Below are 16539 nucleotides of genomic sequence, written 5' to 3'. Positions count from 1 at the left end.
GATTAGGCAGGGTTCTTCAGCGAAGCCTGACGATTAAAGAATGAACAGGCTACGAAGTCTGTTCCTGTTCCGAACCAGACACCGCCGCTTCTAAAAGATGATTGATGAACATGTTTATCGCCGAACACATCTGCGAACTCTACTTCGCAGAAGGTGAACAGAGAAGTGTTCATGGTGTCGGCAAGCGCTTCGTCTAGAGAGTCCGGCTCTCCGGTTATGCTTGTCGATATCCTAAGCTTGCCTCCTGGAACAAGAAGTGTCTGGAAATTGAAGAACGGTTTCAGCACGGACAAATCTACATCTGCCAGAAGAACCGGAAAGCGGTGCGGGAACACCGCTCGTTTCACTGACCGGATGAAGGCGGGGGTCTTTCCATCATTGGTAATGGTTAATGCCACGGCAGTGAAGTCCGGGCCATGTGCCGACACGATCGGATCAGACGCGGAAAGATATGGCCGAAGTTCCCGTTTCGAGTTCAACTCAGCAAGTTCCACACTCCTCACAGCTGCCTCTGCAGAACGGTTGCCCGCCTCGACAGCAGCGATCGAATATGTGCCTGCTTCCTCCGCGGACTTCACCGCCGCGCGTGTAAGGAGCAAGTTGTAGATGAGGCCGCCGATACCGAGAAGCGACAGTACCGCTTGCACCATTGTCCAGTAAGCGGATCGATCTGCAGCATCTGCTGCCTTCCATTGGGCGCACAGGTCCGACCACCGGATGTCCTCGCCCGGTCGACACGCAAACGCGAGCCTGTCGTCTCTTGTTTCGGGGCGGGTCAGCATGGGCTTGGTTGTCGATGCTTGAGCGGACGTCAGTTCTTGCGCCTTGGGAACGCTGCCCCGCGGTGCGGCCATCCCGCAGATAAGAAGCGCCGCCATTGCGGCAGCACCGGAGTATTCGATTTTCATGCAGCTAGGCCCCCTCAACCCTTCTCATGCCCATTGACGAGCGAGTCGCGAAGTGGGATTTCACAGCCGCTTAGTGCCGGCCTAGCCTCGATACGCCCCGGTCCCCGCGCTGGAATGCGCCGCCGATCGCGGGCGTTAAACGATAGAGCGGCCGGGCGATTTCGCCCCCTAGCCCTTCGAAATCGGTCAGCCACCTTTTTCGATGGGGACAGTCATGTCCGACAACGTCAACACTACCGCACAGGTTCAGTACAACAACAACGTCGAGATGGTGCTGCAGCAGCAGCAGTCCCAGCTCGAATGGGCCGTCCAGGTTACGGATGACAGCGGCACCGAGCGGATCAAGGTCAAGGATCTGGTCGGCAACACGCTGCCCCAGGAGGCGGACGAGCGGCACGGCGACCTCAAGCAGACGAACGTCCCGCATGACGGCGTCTGGCTGAACAAGCCGAACGAGCTCTACTTCCTCGAATATGTCGATGGCGCCGACGAGATGGCTACCAAGATCAGCCTCGAAGGCGAATATACGATGGCCGCGGTCGGCACGATCAATCGTGCGCGCGATCACCGCATCCTCGAAGGCATCTACCGCCCGATCATCAGCGGCAAGGACGCGACGATCGTCACGCCGTTCCCGGCCGGGCAGATCGTACCGGTGACGGTGGGCGGCGCCGGCGGCGTGCCGCAGCGGTTCAATGTCGCCAAGCTGCGCGCGGCCGACAAGCTGCTGACGCAGGGCTTCGTCGACGTGAACGAAGAAAAGTTCATGGTAATCGACGCCGAGCAGAATGACGATCTGCTGAGCGAGGTGCCGGCGACGTCGTCCGACTTCAAGGGCGCGTTCGGCGGCGAGTTCGTCAACGGCAAGATCAAGCGGCTGCTCGGGTGGAATTTCATCCACATGGAGCTGCGCAACCCGATGCTGTTGACCTTCCAGCAGGGGCTGACGGTCGACGCGAACGGCTACACCAAGAACCCCTTCTGGGTCAAGTCGGGCGTGCGGCTCAACTATTGGCGGCGGCTGCGCACGGCGATCAAGGATCAGCCGAGCAAGGTGGACACCAAGTCCGTCTTCGCCGGCATGACCGGCGCCGCCACGCGCACGCAGGCCGGCAAGGTCGGCATCATCCTCAACAGCGAAGCGGCGTAAGGGCGGCGGGGCGGCCGATCGCGCCGCCCTGCTCCCTCGCGCGGGAGACGACACATGGCTGATTTCTACGCAAACGAGTTTGTCGGTGGGCCCGACGGCACGCAGAACCCGCCCAAGAAGCTGGACGGCCGCCTCGTCGGCGCCAAAAAGCGCCGCACGCGGGCACAGAAGCCGACAGCGCAGGCGTTCGCCGCGGGCGATCGTCTCTACATCGGCAAGATCCCGCAGGGCGCGTCGGTGCGCGGCTTCACGGGCATCACCAATACGTCATTCGGCACCACCACCGTCTCGATCGGCACGACCGCAAACCCGACCAAGTATGTCAACACGAAGACGCTGACGGCCTCGGATACGCCGACGGCGCTCGGCCCGAACGCGGCGACCTTCTTCCAGCCGCCGCTGACGGCGGACGAGGACATCTGGGTGACGTTCGGCACGGCGACGCTGAATGCCGGCTCCATCGCCGGTTTCGACCTCGAATATACGATCTCGACCTGATCCACCGATCCGCCGCGTCTGACCGCGGCGGCGACCAGTCCGGCCGATGCGCTGAGGGGCGCTCCGGCCGGGCGCCGGGGCGGCGAGCCGATCTCCGCCGCCCCGGCATCCCCTTCCTCTCCGGAGACAGGCAATGGCGACGGTCAAACTCACGACGGTTCGGGGCAAGCCCAACCTGAAGGATGTCGCGGTCAGCGCCGGCACGACGATCGCCGGCTCGGACGCGATGGAGCTGAACATAGACTTCACCAAGGCGACACGCGGCGACGTGCTGACGATGCTGGAGGCGATCCAGCAGAAGATCATCGCCTCGAAATGGCCGATGATCTGAGCGGCCGCGGGTGAGCAGCTACGTCGAAATCGCCAATCTGGCTGCGTCCAAGCTGGGCGCGGACGATCAGCTGCGCTCGCCCGACGACGACACGCATGTCGGCCGATCGGTGAAAGCCGTGTGGGACACCGTCCGGCGCGCCGCGATCCGCGATCACACGTGGAACTTCGCCGTGCAACGTCAGGGCCTGGCGGCACGCGCCGGCGCGCCGCCGCACCCGTGGTCCTTCGCCTATCCGTTGCCGGCAACGTCGCTGCGCCTGGTGGAAGTGCTGAACTGCCGCCGACGATCGGACTGGCAGCTGGAAGGGCGCGACATCCTGACGCACATGGCGGCGCCCCTCCACATCCGCTTCCTTACCGACGTGCGAGAAACGGCGCTGTGGGACGATGCCTTCGTAGAGGTGTTCGCCTGCCGGCTCGCCTTCCAGATCGCGATGCGGATTACGGGCGACCGCGGCATCAGGAACGACTGCTGGGCTGATTATCAGCAGGCGCTGGGCCGTGCGATCCGCGCGGACGCGCGCGAGAACCCGCCGCTGCGACCCGAGCCGACCGGATGGGAGCTGGCGCGTGGCTGGAGCGGTGAGCCGACGCGCTTCTCGCCCAACGGGGATCCGGTGACGTGACGCTGGCGCGGCCGATCGCGACGAGCTTCAACGGGGGCGAGCTGAGCCCGCGCATGGGCGGCCGCGTCGACACGGCGATCTACCCGGTCGGCGTGGAGACGTGCGAGAATTTCGTGCCCACGGTGGAAGGCGCCGCGGTGAAGCGGCCGGGCTTCGAATATATCCGCCCGTCACGCGTGACAGCGGGATGGCTCGCGGCCTTCCGGTTCAACCTGACGCAGCAGTATCTGCTGGAGTTTAGCGACGGGATCGTCCGGTTCTTCACGAACGGCGAGCGGATCGAGACGTCGCCGAATGTGCCGCTTGAGCTGGCGGTGCCCTACAGCGCGGCCGAAGCGCCGTTCATCTCGATGCAGCAGAGCTTCGACCGGCTCTATCTGGCGCACCCGGATCACCCACCGGCGGCGATCGTGCGGACGGGCGCGACGAGCTTCACCTACGAGGTGCTGGAGCTGCTGAACGGACCGTTCGCCGATCCGAATGGCGACGAGGCGGCGACCGTCGCCGTGAGCGACACGACCGGCACCGTGACCGTGACGGCAACGAAGCCGATCTTCGCCGCCGGAGACGTCGGCGCGTCGATCCGGATCGAGGCGCGAGACTTCTCCGACGTCACGGCATGGGATGCCGGGATGGACGGCGTGACGGTCGGGCAGCGGCGGCGGTCGGAGGGCAAGGTCTATGTGGCCGAGACACCCGGGCGGACCGGCACGATCCAGCCGATCCACACGTCCGGCAGTGAGTGGGACGGGTCGAACCAGGGCGAGGACATCAACGAGAAGGGTCCGTTCGGCGTCCGCTGGCGCTACCTGCACGATCGCTTCGGCCAAGGCCGGATCACCGCCGTCGCTTCCGACGGCATGTCGGCCACGGTCGAGGTGACGCGGCGACTGGCAGACAGCGTCAAGACGGTGGCGACGCATCGCTGGGCCAAGAGCATCTTCTCCGCCGCAGCCGGCTGGCCGAGCGTGGTGAAGGTGGCGTTCGGCCGGCTGCTGTTCTTCAAGGGCTTCGACGTCGTCGGGTCGGTTGCGGGGGATTATGGCGGCGGCCGGGTCAACTTCGCGACCACGACGAGCGCGGGGCTGATCGCCGCGGATCTCGGCTTCCGCCGCACATTGGCGACCGAGGATCCGGTGCTGTGGGTGGCGGGCGATCGCAAGCTGATCGTCGGCACTGCCTCGAAGGAGCTGGCGGTCGGTGCGATCAACAGCGGCGCGGCCGTGTCGGGGGACAATATCGCGGCAGATCCGCAGAGCTTCTACGGCAGCGAGCGGGTATGGCCGGCGCAGATCGGCACCTCGACGATCTTCGTGCAGCGTGGCGGACGCAAGCTGCGCGAGGCGCAATATGCGTTCGCGAACGATCGCTACGTTGCGGCGAACATGACCGTATGGTGCCGCCACGTCACCCGGAGCGGCATTCGCCAGTTCGCCTTCCAGGCCGAGCCGGAGGAGCTGCTGCTGGCGGTGCGCGCCGACGGGCAGATCGCGGTGCATCCGCACGCCCCCGAGCAGGAGATCAAGGGCTTCGCGCGGATCGTGCCCGGCGGCGGCGGCCGGATCCTCAGCGCCGTGACGATCGTCGGCGCCGATGGGCTGACCGATGAGCTGTGGTGCCTGATCGAGCGTGAGGGCGTGCGCAGTGTCGAGAAGATGGCGCCATGGCGAGACGAGGGCGATCCGCTGGAGAATGCCTTCTTCGTGGATGCCGGCGTGTCGGGGATTGCAGCGTCGGGCCAGACACACTTTGCCGGGCTGGCGCATCTGGCGGGCAAGCCGGTCGCCGTGCTGGCGGCGGGCGGCGTCGTGCAGAACATTACCGTCAATCCGGACGGGAGCATCGACCTGCCCGAGAATGCGGTGCCGGACGAGCGGCCGTTCAGGATCACGATCGGGCTTCGCTACGACGCGACACTGACGACGCTCCGCCCCGAGCTCCGCACGAACGGCGAGACGAGCCAGGGCAAGCGGCAACGGCTCGTCGGCATCGTGCTGCGCCTGCTCGACACGGTTGGCATCCGCGTCGGCGCGAAGGGCGGCAAGCTGGACGAGCTGATCGATCGCACCGGAAGCGATCGGATGGACGAGCCGGTGCCGCCGCTATCGGCGGACAGCGAGCGGTCGGTCTCGGGCGGATGGGATCGCCACGGTCAGGCGACGTTCGTCAGCTCGGATCCGCTGCCGGCAGTGATCGTCGCGGCGATGCCGAAAGTGGCGGTGGGATCGTGACGGTCGAGATCCGCCCGATGCGCCCGGAAGATGCGGTCGAGATCCGCCGGCAGGCGTCGCAGCGGGTGCAGATGGGCCTGAGCCGCGACATGACGCTGGCCGAGGCCGCAGAGCTCGTCGACGAAGGGGCGGCGCTGACCGCTTTCGTCGGTGCGCGGATCGTCGCCTGCTTCGGCATCCGCGAGACGTTTCCGGGCGCGCAGGGCGTCGCATGGGCCCTTCTCGCCGAAGGGCTGGGCGGCGCGCATCTCGCAGTCACGCGCGCGGCGCGGCGGCTGGTGATGCGTAGCCCGCTTGCCCGGATCGAGGCGATCGTGCGCGCCGACGTGGACGCAGAGGTCATTTGGGCGCGGCTGGTCGGCCTGACCGCGGCGCACGTGCTGCGAAAGTTCGGCGCGGCGTCCGAAGATCACATCCTGTTCGAGAGGATCCGCTAATGGCCGAGTTCGTCCAGGCGGCGGGCAAGATCGTCGGCGGCGTCGCGAGCTACGAGGCGGGCCGCTACAACAACCAGGTCGCGAAGACGGAGGCGATCGAGGCCGAGCGCGACGGCGTCGTCGAGGAAGCGCGGGTCCGCGAGGCGGCGCGGCTGGCGATCGGCGAGCAGGTTGCGGCGCAGGCGGGCAGCGGCTTCCAGCCGGGCACCGGATCTGCGCTGGAGGCGCTGACGCAGAGCCAGGTTAATGCGGTGCTCGATGCGATGACGTTGCGGCGGCAGGCGGCGGCGAAGGCGCGAGCAGCGCGCACGCAGGGGAAGATCGCTAAGGCGAGCGGGGAAAATGCGCTGGTCGCCGGGCTGCTCGGCGCGGCCTCGTCGGTTGCTGGTAGCCAGTCGGACTGGGCGGCGGCGCGGGCAGGCAGCAGCGCGGCGCGATCCTATGGCGGCTCGCCCGCTGCAGCTGCGCCGGGGCCGCGCTGATGGCCGTCGAGCGGGGCTATGAGCGGCAGGTGGCACCGGGCGGGACGGCCGGTCTGCCGAGCGCTGGAGCGGACGCGTTCGGCGCCGGGATCGGTCAGGCCGTGGCCGAGCTCGGCGGCACGCTGCACGAGGCGGAGGTCCGCGCGTTCCGCGTCGAGCGGCAACAGCGGGCCGACGCGGAGGCGGCGGACTTTGGCGCGCGCTTCGCGGCGGCGCGGGCCGAGGCGGACCGAGCGTCGATCGATGCGCGCGCGAACGCCGCGCCGGGTGGCGCCGGCCATGCGCAGGCAATGGCGAAATGGTGGGAGGATCGGCGGGCCAAGCTGCTCGACGGCATCACCGAAGATCGCGTGCGCAACTCGGCGACCGAGCAGCTGGCCGAGTTCGGCTCGCGGTTCGACGCGGCCGAGTATCAGTGGGAAAGCGGCACCCGGATCAAGAAGGTTGCGGAGGATCAGCAGCGGGCATCCGACTTCGGTGCGAACCGCGCGCGGCTGGCGCATGATCCGAAAAGCTACGGCGAGGAACTGAGCCTCGGGCGGCAGGCGATCGAGGCGATGACGGGCGTTCCGGCCGACGTCCGCGAGAAGCTGGTCCGCTACCACGATCAGACGGTGACGATCGGCTACCTCAACGGGCTGAACGACACCAACCCCGCGGGTGCCGTCGCAATGCTCGACAGTGGGGTTTTCGGCGACATCCTGTCTCCGGAGCAGATCGAGCAGGCACGGAACGGCGCGCAGGTCGAGGTGCGACGTGCAGAGGCGGCGACACAGGCGCGCGATGCCGTCGCCAAGGGGCAGGCGCGCGAGACGCTGGCGTTGCTGAAGGCGCGGCTCGACGCGGGCGAGGAAGTGCCGGATGGCGAACTCGTCGCCGGTGCTGGCCTTGCCACGGCGCTCGGCGATGCGAGCGGTGCCTACCAGCTGGCGGTCGAGCGGCAACGCGCGGGGGTCAATCGCGAAACGCAGGCGTGGACGCCGGCGGATTTCGAGCGGGAGACGGCGCGGCTGCGCGGCCTGGGCGATCGGCGCTCGCCCGCCGATGACGTCCGGCTCAAGCAGATCGAGGCGATCGCACCCAAGCGGACGGGCGAGTTCAACGCGGATCCGGGCAAGTGGGCGGCGGGGGCGGGCGCGCCGCCGCCGTCGCTGGAGGCGGGGCCGCAGGCGCGGACGAGCTGGGCGCGCGCAATCGAGGGAGCGACGGGCGAGGCGTTCGTGCCGCGGCTGACGCCAGCCGAGGCCGCACCGCTGGCGGAGCAGATCCGCACGGGCACGCCGGCGCAGCGTTACGAAGCGCTGCAGGCAGTTCGCCAATGGGGCGGGGACGTGCCCGCCGTAGTGCGGCAGGTCGCGGGTGGAGATCGCACCTTTGAGCTCGCCTCGCGGCTTGCCACGTCGGGCGATCCCGCTACCGCGCGAGATGCGCTGCTCGGCGTGGACGTGCCGGACGGCCAGCTATTCAAAACGCCGTCACCTGATGATCCCGACAAGCTCGTTGATCTGAACACGGCAGCAGTTGCTAGCGGGTTTCTGTCGGGCGCGCTTCGCCGGCTTGGCGGTAACTACATCGGCGGCCTGCAGGCTGCAGCGAGGAACATCTACAAGGCCCGCATGGCGCGGAACGCGCGCGTCGTCGGTGATCCTACCAGCTACCGCACTGCCCTGAACGCTGCGTTGGGCGGCGTCGTAGTCAATGGCGAGCGGCGCGGCGGCATGGGCGTGTGGAACGGCGCTCACGTCGTGCTGCCGTCGATGATGAGCCAGGCCGAGTTCGAGCGGAAGATGGCGCGTGCGAGCGGCGAGGCGATCGTCGCGGCGGCTGGCGGGATCGCGCCGGCCTGGTCGAACGGGGCGGGCTTCGTGCGGATGACGCCCGGGCAGCTGAAGGCGCTGACACCCGTGGCGCTGGCGGACGGCAGCTATGCGTTCGCGACGCCGCAGGGCGGATACGTCCAGAAGCTCGGGGGTGGAGAGTTCCGGCTGGACTGGCGGAAGCTGCCCTGATGCTCGGCGGACCGCTCGACATGATCGACGACGTCGACGTTCCCGGCCCTGCGGCGCAGGTGCCGGCGGACGTGCTGGCGGCGCAACCGGGGTTCCACGCGCCCGAGCGTGGGCTGGCGGAGCGGTTCACCGACCGCTTTCGCGATCTGTGGGATGGTCGCTCGCTCGGCATGTCGATCGGCCGCGCCGTCGCGCCGTCACTCAGCCCGGCTTACGATCCTTCCGGCAAGCTGACGCTGGATCAGCGCATCCAGCTGAAGCGCGAGCGACTGGCCGCGGAGGAACGCGAGCGGCGCGCGCAGGTCGACGCGCTCGACGCGGCGGATCCTGCGTGGAAGGCGGACGGATCGCTGGCGGGCAATCTCGCGCGCTCGGCCGCGGATCTGCTCGGCGCGATCGTCGGCGATGCGAACCCGACCTACGCGCTCGGGCCCGGCGAGACGCTGATCGGCCGGATGGCGGCACAGGCAGCGATCAACGCGGGCACCGATGCGGCGGCGCAGGGGCTGGATCTCGGCGCCGGCGTCACGGACGAGTATGACGTCGGCCGCACCGCGCTCAACTTCGTCGCCGGCGGGCTGATCCAGGGCGGCGGCGAGCTGGCGGGCGCGGCGGCAAGGCGCGCGCCTCAGCTGGGCAGCAAGGCTCTGGCCGCATTCGACGCGCAGGTCCGCGCGGCGTTCCCCGAGCGGGCCCGGTCGCGCGATGCAGCTTCGTTCGGCAAGGCGCTGCGCCGGTCGATCGAGGCTGGCACGATCGACGATCGCGCAGTGCTGGCGGAGGTGGACCGTGCTTTCCGCCCGGACAGCGACAATCCGACGCTGACCCCGTCCGAGCTGGAAGCGGCGGCGGTGCTGCGCGACGATGTCGAGCTGCGCGAGAGCAGTCCATTCGACGACACGCCCGACGGGGCCGCGCTTCACGCCTCGCGGATCGAGGCGATGGAGGAGATCCTGGACGGCGCCGGCGACGTCGCCCAGCTGCTGCCCGAGCCGAAGGCGGCCGAGCTGCCGATCGCGGCGAAGCTGAGCAGCGCGATCGAGGGCTGGGCCGAGAAGGTCATCACCGTCGAGAGCGGCGGCAACCCCAATGCGCGGGCGAAGACGTCGAGCGCTTCGGGCCTTGGCCAGTTCACGGACAGCACGTGGCTTGCCAGCTTCAAGCAGCACTTCGGGGCGGGTGGCCGCAGCGACGCGCAGATCCTCGCGCTGAAGACGGACGCGCGGACCGCGAGGCGGATGGTGCAGCTCGTCGGCGAAGATTACGACCGCGCCTTCGCGTCCGCCGGCGTGCAGTCGACCGACGGCAATCGCTACCTCGCCCACTTCTTCGGGCCGGAGAAGGCGATCCGGGTCATTCGCTCGGTGACGAGCGCGCCGGACACCCCGATCGAGCGGATCGTGGGTGAGAAGGCGGTGGCGGCAAACCGCGGCCTGCTTTCCGGCAAGACGACACGCGATCTGGTGCGGTGGGCCGACCGCAAGATGGGCGGTGCGGGCGAGGCAGCCGCGGCGGCCGAGCCGCTGCCAGCGCCACGAGTGCGCACCGAGCTGCTGGCAGAGGCACGAGAGCCAGTCATCGCTACGGTGCCTCAATCGGCGGCCGCCGATGACGGTTTGGGCCCTTCATCCGTGCTGATGTTCCAGGCCAAGACCGGAGAGCCGGGCGTCAGCATCGTTCGTGAAGGCGAGGATCTTGCTACCGCTGTGTGGCGAGACGAGAGCGGTCAAGCGCAGGGGGCTGTCCAACTCGCGCTCAGCGCCGAGGCGCGCGAGATCCACGAAGCGATTTTGACCTACGTTCGACCGGACTTCCGCAGGCAGGGGATCGCAACCAAGCTTTACGATGCACTCAGGGCAGAGGGTCTGCCGGTCGAGCGCGCCGCGGGCGCCGGCGATCTAACCCCGGATGGTGCGGCCTTCGTCAACGCCTGGCGGGGGGCGCGAGGAGAAATCGCAGATGCGCCTTCCCGTACGCCCGGGGCGCTCGCAGCTGGACAGGATCTAGGACGGCCGCGCGCCCGCCGCAAGGTCGAGCGGCAGGGGCCTGTCGACCTGCTGACGCAGATCGCGGACCGGGGCGGCCTGCGTGACGATGAGGGGCACGCGCTCGCCAAGGGCATGAACCTGCGCCGGATGATTCCCGGTGCCGGTCCGCTGCTGCGCAAGGCGGGGCAGAGCGTCGACGACCTTGGCGAGTGGCTGTGGGAGCAGAAGTGGTTCGGCGATCGCCGGCCGACCGAGCGCGAGGTGCTGGAGCTGCTGGAGCAGGCGAGCTTCGGTAAGGTCTATCACCCGGCCGAGCGCGAGCTGGTGCGCGAGGCGGACCGCGTCTCCTTCGCCGATCGCGCGGCCGATCCCGAATATACCGCGCAGCGCGATCAGCTGGCCGAGACGATGGAAGCGGCATGGGGCACGCGCTTCAGCGACGACGAAGCCGCGGCGCTGCTGGATGCGACGCTGGCGGGAGAGAGCCCCGACGATGCGGCGCTGGCAATCCTCAACGCCCGCTCAGCGCTGGCCGACGAGGATCTGGCGCTGGCAACGCCCGAGGCGATCGAAGGCGGCTATGCCCCGAACGATTACGTGCCGTTCGCCGACTTCGACGATCCGCACGGTCCCGGCTCGCTCGTCCAGGTGGAGAGCATCGGTCACGATCTCGCACCTTTGCGTGACGACGCCGAGAGCGACGCGCGCTTCGCCGTCGCCGGCATCGAAGGGGAGGGCGGCGCCACGCCGACCTATGAGGAGCTGTCCTCGATCTGGGACGAGCTCGACGCGGAAGATGCGGCGATCGCCGAGCTGAGGGGGTGTCTGTGAGTGCGCGGGCGTGCATCGTGGACCTGCAGGCGCAGGGCAAGATCGACAATGCGCGGGCAAAGCGCTTCCTGAAGATGCTCGACGAGCAGGAGGCGGCCTATGCCAAGCAATATGGTACCACGACCGCCGCAGCGCTGGCGAGCCGCGACGTCGTCGAGCGGCTGGAGAAGGAAGCGGCCGAGGCACGGCGGACCAAGTTCCTTCAGATCGGCCAGCAGCGGGCGATCCTCGAAGGGCTAACCAAGCACGTTGCCGAGGGCGGCCGGGCCGATCAGTATGCGATCGCGCTGTTCGACCATCACGAGCGCGTGCGCGGCGTCTCGTCGCTCGACAATCGGCGGGCGGCGGTGCGGATGCTGGCCTGGTCGAAGATGGGCGCCTTTCTGCGCCGGTTCGAGCGCGACCTGCTCGGCCGCGCGCGCAACCCCGCTGATCTCGAAAACCTCGTCCGATCTGCCTTTGGCGAGACGATCGACGATGCCGGCGCGCGCGAGCTGGCGGGCGCGTGGGGCACGACGAGCGAGTATCTGCGGCGCCGGTTCAACGCGGCGGGCGGCCATATCGGCAAACTCGACCGCTGGGGCTTGCCGCAGGCGCATGACAGCCTCGCGGTGCGCGGCGTCCCGCTTGACGCGTGGCGGGCCTTTATCGCGCCGCTGCTGGATCGCGAGCGGACGGTGGATGGGATCACGGGCAAGCCGTTCAGCGATGCCGAGCTCGGCGACGTGCTGGCCGAGGTCTATGACACGATCGTCAGCGACGGGCTGAACAAGGCCAAGCCCGGGCAGATGGTCGGCGCCAAGGTCGCGAACCGTCGCGCGGACAGCCGCTTCCTGCACTTCCGTGATGCGGATGCGTGGCTGGCCTATGCGGAGCGGTTCGGGACGGGAGATCCGTGGAACGCGATCGTCGGCCATATCGACGGCATGGCGCGCGACATCGCGTCGATGGAGATCCTCGGCCCCAATCCGGGGCTGACGGTGCGCTGGCTGGGCGACGTGCTGCGGCAGCAGGTGGCGCCGTCGCGTGAGCTGGCACCGAACGCGCGGGCGATGATGCGGGCAGCAGACGCGGCGCGCGAGACGGACCGGATGTGGCGGATGTATTCGGGCGAGCTGACGCGGCCGCACAACGGCACGACGGCGCGCGTCTTCTCCGGCATCCGCAACTGGAACGTGACGGCGAACCTCGGCGGCGCGTTCTTGTCGGCGATCACGACGGACCCGACGTTCCTGTCCATCACCGCCGCCTATAACGGCCTGTCCGCGACGCGCGGGCTGATGACCTATGCGAAGCTGCTCAACCCGGCGGACCGCACGCACCGGCGGATCGCGCTGGAGGCGGGGCTGGTGGTCAACGACATGACCAGCCGGGCCGAGCGGATGTGGCGGGAGGGCAATGCCGTCCCGTTCAACATGCACGAGTTGAGCCGCCGGCTGGCGGACAGCACGATGCGCCTGTCCGGCCTCGCCAGCCATACCGAGGCGATGAAGCAGGCGACCGGCCTCAACTTCATGATGGGCATGGCGAAGCGGGCGGGCCGATCGTTCGACCAGCTGGACGAGCCGTTCCAGCGAGCGCTGACGCGCTACGGCATCGGCGCGGCCGGCTGGGACAAGGCGCGGGCAACACCGCTGTTCGAGCAGGCGGGCGTGCGGCTGCTGCGGCCGGACGAGATGGCGGACGATCGCCTCGCGACGCTGTTCCTCGAGATGATCGACAGCGAGACGCGCTTCGCCACGCCGGGCGAGAGCCTGCGGGCGGGCACGATGCTGGCGATGGGCGGGCGGGGCACGTTCGGCGAGCGCGGCACGGTGCCGGGCGAGCTGCTGCACTCCATGACGCAGTATAAGAGCTATTCGATCATCGCGATGATGACGCAGTGGCAGCGCATCTTCTTCGGCGACGCGCCGGCCCGTAGCCGCAGCTATTATGCGAGTGGCCTTGTCAGCTTGCTGACGATCGGCGGCCTCGCGTCGCTGGTGTTCAAGGCGATCGCTGACGGCAAGGATCCGCCGCCGCTCGACGAGAAGACGATGGCGCGCGCCTTCATCCAGGGTGGCGGCGCCGGCATCCTAGGCGACTTCGTCAACAGCGGCGTTCAGGGGCAGTCGCGCACAGGCGGCGGGTTTGCGGGCTATCTGGCGGGCCCGACGATCGCCAACGTAATCGACCCGGCGCAGCGACTGGCGTTCGGCGTGCCCGGGGCGATCGGTGGCGACGAGCGGTCGAACCTCGGCCGGGAGGCGGAGCGGCTGTTCGAGAACAACCTGCCCGGATCCACGCTCTGGTATGCCCGCCTCGCAGCTCGCCGGCTGTGGCTCGACCGGATGCGCGAGGCGGCGGATCCGCAGGCGCATGCGAGCTGGCGGCGCCAGCAGCAGCGGCTGCGCAAGGATTACGGCCAAGCCTATTTCTGGCGTCCCGGTGAGACGGCACCGGACCGCGCCCCCGACTTCGATCCTTTGCTGGGAGGCAATCCATGACCGTCGCCGCGCTGCCGTCCACCGTCTCCTATCTGGAGAATGGCGACACGTTGAGTTTCGCCGTGCCGTTCCGGTTCCTCGACGGTGTGCTCACGGCCGAGCGGCGGATCGGAACGATCGTGACGCCGCTGGTGCCGGGGGTGGATTTCACCGCAACCGGGGGCGAGACGGACGCGGGCGGCACGCTGGAGCTGGCGGTGTCGTTCGCCGGGGCGACGCTCACGATCCGTCGCTGGACGCCGCGGGCGCAGGTGATGCGCTACACTACGAACGATCGCTTTCCGGCACGCAGCCATGAAGAAGCGCTCGATCGGCAAACGATGGTGCTCCAGGAGCTCGGCGACGGGCTGGACATGCTGGGCGGCCGGGCGATCCTGTCACCGCCTGGGGAAAGCGGGTTCACGCTGCCGCCGGTGGCGGAGCGGGCCGGCTATGCCGGCTGGGCGGCGGGACGGCTGGTTGGCGTGCCGGCGCCGGTGCCGGCGCTGCCCGGTGCGGCGATCGTCTGTGCGCTCCGCGCGCATCTGGCGGCGCTGATCGCGCCGATCGCGGGCCAGATCGTGTTCCTCGCGGAAGCACGTCGCGAGGGCCATTTCGTCACGCGGCAGGGCCTTCCCCCGTCCGATCCGCTGGAAGGCGTGTTCGTGCTCTCGGCCTATCCGGGCTGGTATTACGAGCGGATCCGCGATGGCGATTATGGCCGGCCCGAATGGTTCGGTGCGGTGCCCGGTGATGCGAGCAAGGCGGCGGACACGCTGGACGCGCTCGAAGCCTGCCACGCGCTCTGCCAGGACACGCTGCTCGACACCGGGATCTATTATATTTCGGACACGCTGGAATGGCGGATCGGCGATCGGCGGCTGATCGGCCGCGGCATGTCATACGGGTTCACCCGTTTCTCGCAGATCTGCCTGACGGGCACCAAGGCGCGGACGGCCACGATCTTCCAAATGGGGGGGAATAGCCCCGAGACGCTGGTGCGGGGCCAATATTGCAGCGACGTCGTGTTCATGCGGACCGGCACGACGGCGCCGTCGCAAACGGGCGACGCCGAGGATGCGGTGAAGGGCGTGCTGGCGCGGTTCACCACCAACAGTGAGATCCGTCGCTGCCGGGTGTTCAACTCCCCGGTCGGCTTCCACGTCCAGCTGACCGCGACATGCAATCTGATCGACTGCAATGCCCAGCCCGCGACGGACGAGACGGCGCAGTTCTCGATCGCCTTCATGTATGGCGGCTATCTGCCCTATCAGTATTGGCTGCCGAACAAGTTCGTCGGCAACAACGGCTCGCTCCGTGCCGAGGGCAATACCGCCTTCGAGTTCCCGGCCGCGGGTTGGTCGGCGCTGTCGCTCAACTACGGGCTGACCGCCGACGTGTGGCAGGAAAAGTTGGAGGGGGCGGTCTCCGGCGGGCACGGCATAGTCGTCCAGGGCATGACGAAGAACAGCAGCATCGCGTTCTTCACGGGCGCACCCGGTCCCTACGAGCTGCTGCCTGATGCGGGTTCGTCACAGGATCAGACGATCGGCAACTGCCGGGTCGACGGCTTCGCCGGCGTGGCATTCTTCTGCCACCACCTCAACCAGTTCGCCTCCATCAACATGCTCAACCCCTATGTGGCGTCGTGCGGCACGGCCTTTGCGAACAGCCAGTTTCAGGGACGATGGAGCGTGCTGCTGGGTGAGGCGCTGGCGAGCACCGACATGCAGGGCGGGCTGGACGTCTATGGCAGCGGCATCTTCTCGATGTGGGGCACGCTGCTGCGCGGCTTCGCGGTGCCGGTGCGCCTCAACGGGGCGATCGGTGCGAGGATCGAGCCGGAGATCTGGCAGATCAGCGGCAGCGTGAAGCCGGCCGCGATCGTGCTCATCAACTCGAACCGCAACATCCTGAAGCCCGTGATCCGCGGCATCGGCGCTCGGTTCACGGTCGGCATCGAGCTGGACGCGAACTGCGGGTTCAACTCGATCCATGGCGGCGGCATCGATCCGGGCGTGCTGGCGAGCGGCGACGCGGCGTTCAAGGTGCGGTTCAACGGCGCGGATGCGCGCGGAAACGCGGCGTTCCAGGCAGCGGGCAACGTGCTCGAAGGGGTGACGGGATGAGCGAACCGTCGCTCGGCGAAGCCGGCGGGCTGCTGGCGGGCGCGATCGCGCTGGCGGCTGCGGTCGGCAAGGGCGTCCAGTGGCTGCTGCAATGGGGCGAGCGGCGAGCGGAGCGGACCGCCAGCGTTCGCGAGGCCAAGCTGGCGCGGTGGCACAGCGAGCTGGAGGAGCGCGATCGCCGGATCGAGGGCAAGGAAGACGGCTATCTCGCGAAGGTCGAGCGCGCGATGCAGTCGTTCCAGCAGCAGCTCGATCAGCGATCGGCGGAGAACCAGGCGCTGCGGCTCGCCTTCGAGCTCGTCGCCGGCGCGCTGCGTGAGCGTGACCCGATGAACAGTGCGCTGAAGCGCGCCGAGCAGCTGCTCGCCACGGCATTCCCGCTCGACCCGATCATCCCCCCGACGATGGCCGCCGAGCTCGGCGCCATCGACGTCGCAGACAGGAGCTGAAGA

General features: G+C 68.4%; 13 protein-coding genes. 12 read left to right on the top strand and 1 reads right to left on the bottom strand.

Features of this window, described 5'->3' with window-relative positions; translation table 11 throughout:
* Positions 1–2 precede the first annotated feature (2 nt).
* Positions 3–908 (bottom strand): hypothetical protein, encoded by a 906-nt coding sequence (locus BM360_RS19275; RefSeq protein ID WP_131819196.1) that lies wholly within the window; start codon positions 906–908, stop codon positions 3–5.
* Positions 909–1122: 214 nt separating this feature from the next.
* Between BM360_RS19275 and BM360_RS06600 the strand changes: the two genes are divergently transcribed.
* From BM360_RS06600 to BM360_RS06545, 12 genes are all read left to right on the top strand, one after another.
* Positions 1123–2058, top strand: coding sequence for a phage capsid protein (locus BM360_RS06600; protein WP_093312624.1), 936 nt, complete (start codon positions 1123–1125; stop codon positions 2056–2058).
* Positions 2059–2112: 54 nt separating this feature from the next.
* Positions 2113–2556 (top strand): hypothetical protein, encoded by a 444-nt coding sequence (locus BM360_RS06595; protein WP_093312621.1) that lies wholly within the window; start codon positions 2113–2115, stop codon positions 2554–2556.
* A 133-nt stretch (positions 2557–2689) separates the two neighbouring features.
* Positions 2690–2887, top strand: coding sequence for a hypothetical protein (locus tag BM360_RS06590; protein ID WP_093312617.1), 198 nt, complete (start codon positions 2690–2692; stop codon positions 2885–2887).
* A gap of 10 nt (positions 2888–2897) precedes the next feature.
* Complete coding sequence (locus BM360_RS06585) at positions 2898–3515, top strand: phage connector family protein (protein WP_093312615.1); 618 nt, start codon at positions 2898–2900, stop codon at positions 3513–3515.
* The gene (locus BM360_RS06580; RefSeq protein WP_093312612.1) at positions 3512–5746 is read left to right on the top strand and encodes a phage tail protein; all 2235 of its coding nucleotides are present in this window, start codon (positions 3512–3514) and stop codon (positions 5744–5746) included. Before BM360_RS06585 ends, BM360_RS06580 begins: the two co-directional genes overlap by 4 nt.
* Positions 5743–6183 (top strand): hypothetical protein, encoded by a 441-nt coding sequence (locus BM360_RS06575; protein ID WP_093312609.1) that lies wholly within the window; start codon positions 5743–5745, stop codon positions 6181–6183. Before BM360_RS06580 ends, BM360_RS06575 begins: the two co-directional genes overlap by 4 nt.
* Complete coding sequence (locus tag BM360_RS06570; RefSeq protein WP_093312607.1) at positions 6183–6665, top strand: hypothetical protein; 483 nt, start codon at positions 6183–6185, stop codon at positions 6663–6665. The genes BM360_RS06575 and BM360_RS06570 overlap by 1 nt, the downstream gene beginning before the upstream one ends.
* Positions 6665–8674 carry a hypothetical protein gene (locus tag BM360_RS06565; protein ID WP_093312604.1) on the top strand — a complete coding sequence of 670 codons (2010 nt, stop codon included), beginning with the start codon at positions 6665–6667 and terminating at the stop codon, positions 8672–8674. The genes BM360_RS06570 and BM360_RS06565 overlap by 1 nt, the downstream gene beginning before the upstream one ends.
* Positions 8674–11493 carry a GNAT family N-acetyltransferase gene (locus BM360_RS06560; protein WP_093312600.1) on the top strand — a complete coding sequence of 940 codons (2820 nt, stop codon included), beginning with the start codon at positions 8674–8676 and terminating at the stop codon, positions 11491–11493. Before BM360_RS06565 ends, BM360_RS06560 begins: the two co-directional genes overlap by 1 nt.
* A 17-nt stretch (positions 11494–11510) precedes the next feature.
* A complete protein-coding gene (locus tag BM360_RS06555) occupies positions 11511–13979 on the top strand; it encodes a hypothetical protein (RefSeq protein WP_131819195.1) in 2469 nt (822 codons plus the stop codon).
* Positions 13976–16087, top strand: a complete 2112-nt coding sequence (locus tag BM360_RS06550) for a hypothetical protein (protein ID WP_093312595.1) — start codon at positions 13976–13978, stop codon at positions 16085–16087. The genes BM360_RS06555 and BM360_RS06550 overlap by 4 nt, the downstream gene beginning before the upstream one ends.
* Positions 16084–16536 carry a hypothetical protein gene (locus tag BM360_RS06545; RefSeq protein WP_093312594.1) on the top strand — a complete coding sequence of 151 codons (453 nt, stop codon included), beginning with the start codon at positions 16084–16086 and terminating at the stop codon, positions 16534–16536. The genes BM360_RS06550 and BM360_RS06545 overlap by 4 nt, the downstream gene beginning before the upstream one ends.
* Positions 16537–16539: the final 3 nt, after the last annotated feature.

The sequence above is a fragment of the Sphingomonas jatrophae genome (genome assembly GCF_900113315.1).
Classification (GTDB): Bacteria; Pseudomonadota; Alphaproteobacteria; order Sphingomonadales; family Sphingomonadaceae; genus Sphingomonas_P; species Sphingomonas_P jatrophae.
Note: the sequence above shows the minus strand (reverse complement) of the source record. Positions and strands in the feature narration are given on the sequence as shown.

What these genes read in the sequence shown, in the direction of transcription:
- BM360_RS19275 (WP_131819196.1), bottom strand. Translation starts at nt 908, where the DNA reads ATGAAAATCGAATACTCCGGTGCTGCCGCAATGGCGGCGCTTCTTATC.
- BM360_RS06600 (WP_093312624.1), top strand. Translation starts at nt 1,123, where the DNA reads ATGTCCGACAACGTCAACACTACCGCACAGGTTCAGTACAACAACAAC.
- BM360_RS06595 (WP_093312621.1), top strand. Translation starts at nt 2,113, where the DNA reads ATGGCTGATTTCTACGCAAACGAGTTTGTCGGTGGGCCCGACGGCACG.
- BM360_RS06590 (WP_093312617.1), top strand. Translation starts at nt 2,690, where the DNA reads ATGGCGACGGTCAAACTCACGACGGTTCGGGGCAAGCCCAACCTGAAG.
- BM360_RS06570 (WP_093312607.1), top strand. Translation starts at nt 6,183, where the DNA reads ATGGCCGAGTTCGTCCAGGCGGCGGGCAAGATCGTCGGCGGCGTCGCG.
- BM360_RS06565 (WP_093312604.1), top strand. Translation starts at nt 6,665, where the DNA reads ATGGCCGTCGAGCGGGGCTATGAGCGGCAGGTGGCACCGGGCGGGACG.
- BM360_RS06560 (WP_093312600.1), top strand. Translation starts at nt 8,674, where the DNA reads ATGCTCGGCGGACCGCTCGACATGATCGACGACGTCGACGTTCCCGGC.
- BM360_RS06550 (WP_093312595.1), top strand. Translation starts at nt 13,976, where the DNA reads ATGACCGTCGCCGCGCTGCCGTCCACCGTCTCCTATCTGGAGAATGGC.
- BM360_RS06545 (WP_093312594.1), top strand. Translation starts at nt 16,084, where the DNA reads ATGAGCGAACCGTCGCTCGGCGAAGCCGGCGGGCTGCTGGCGGGCGCG.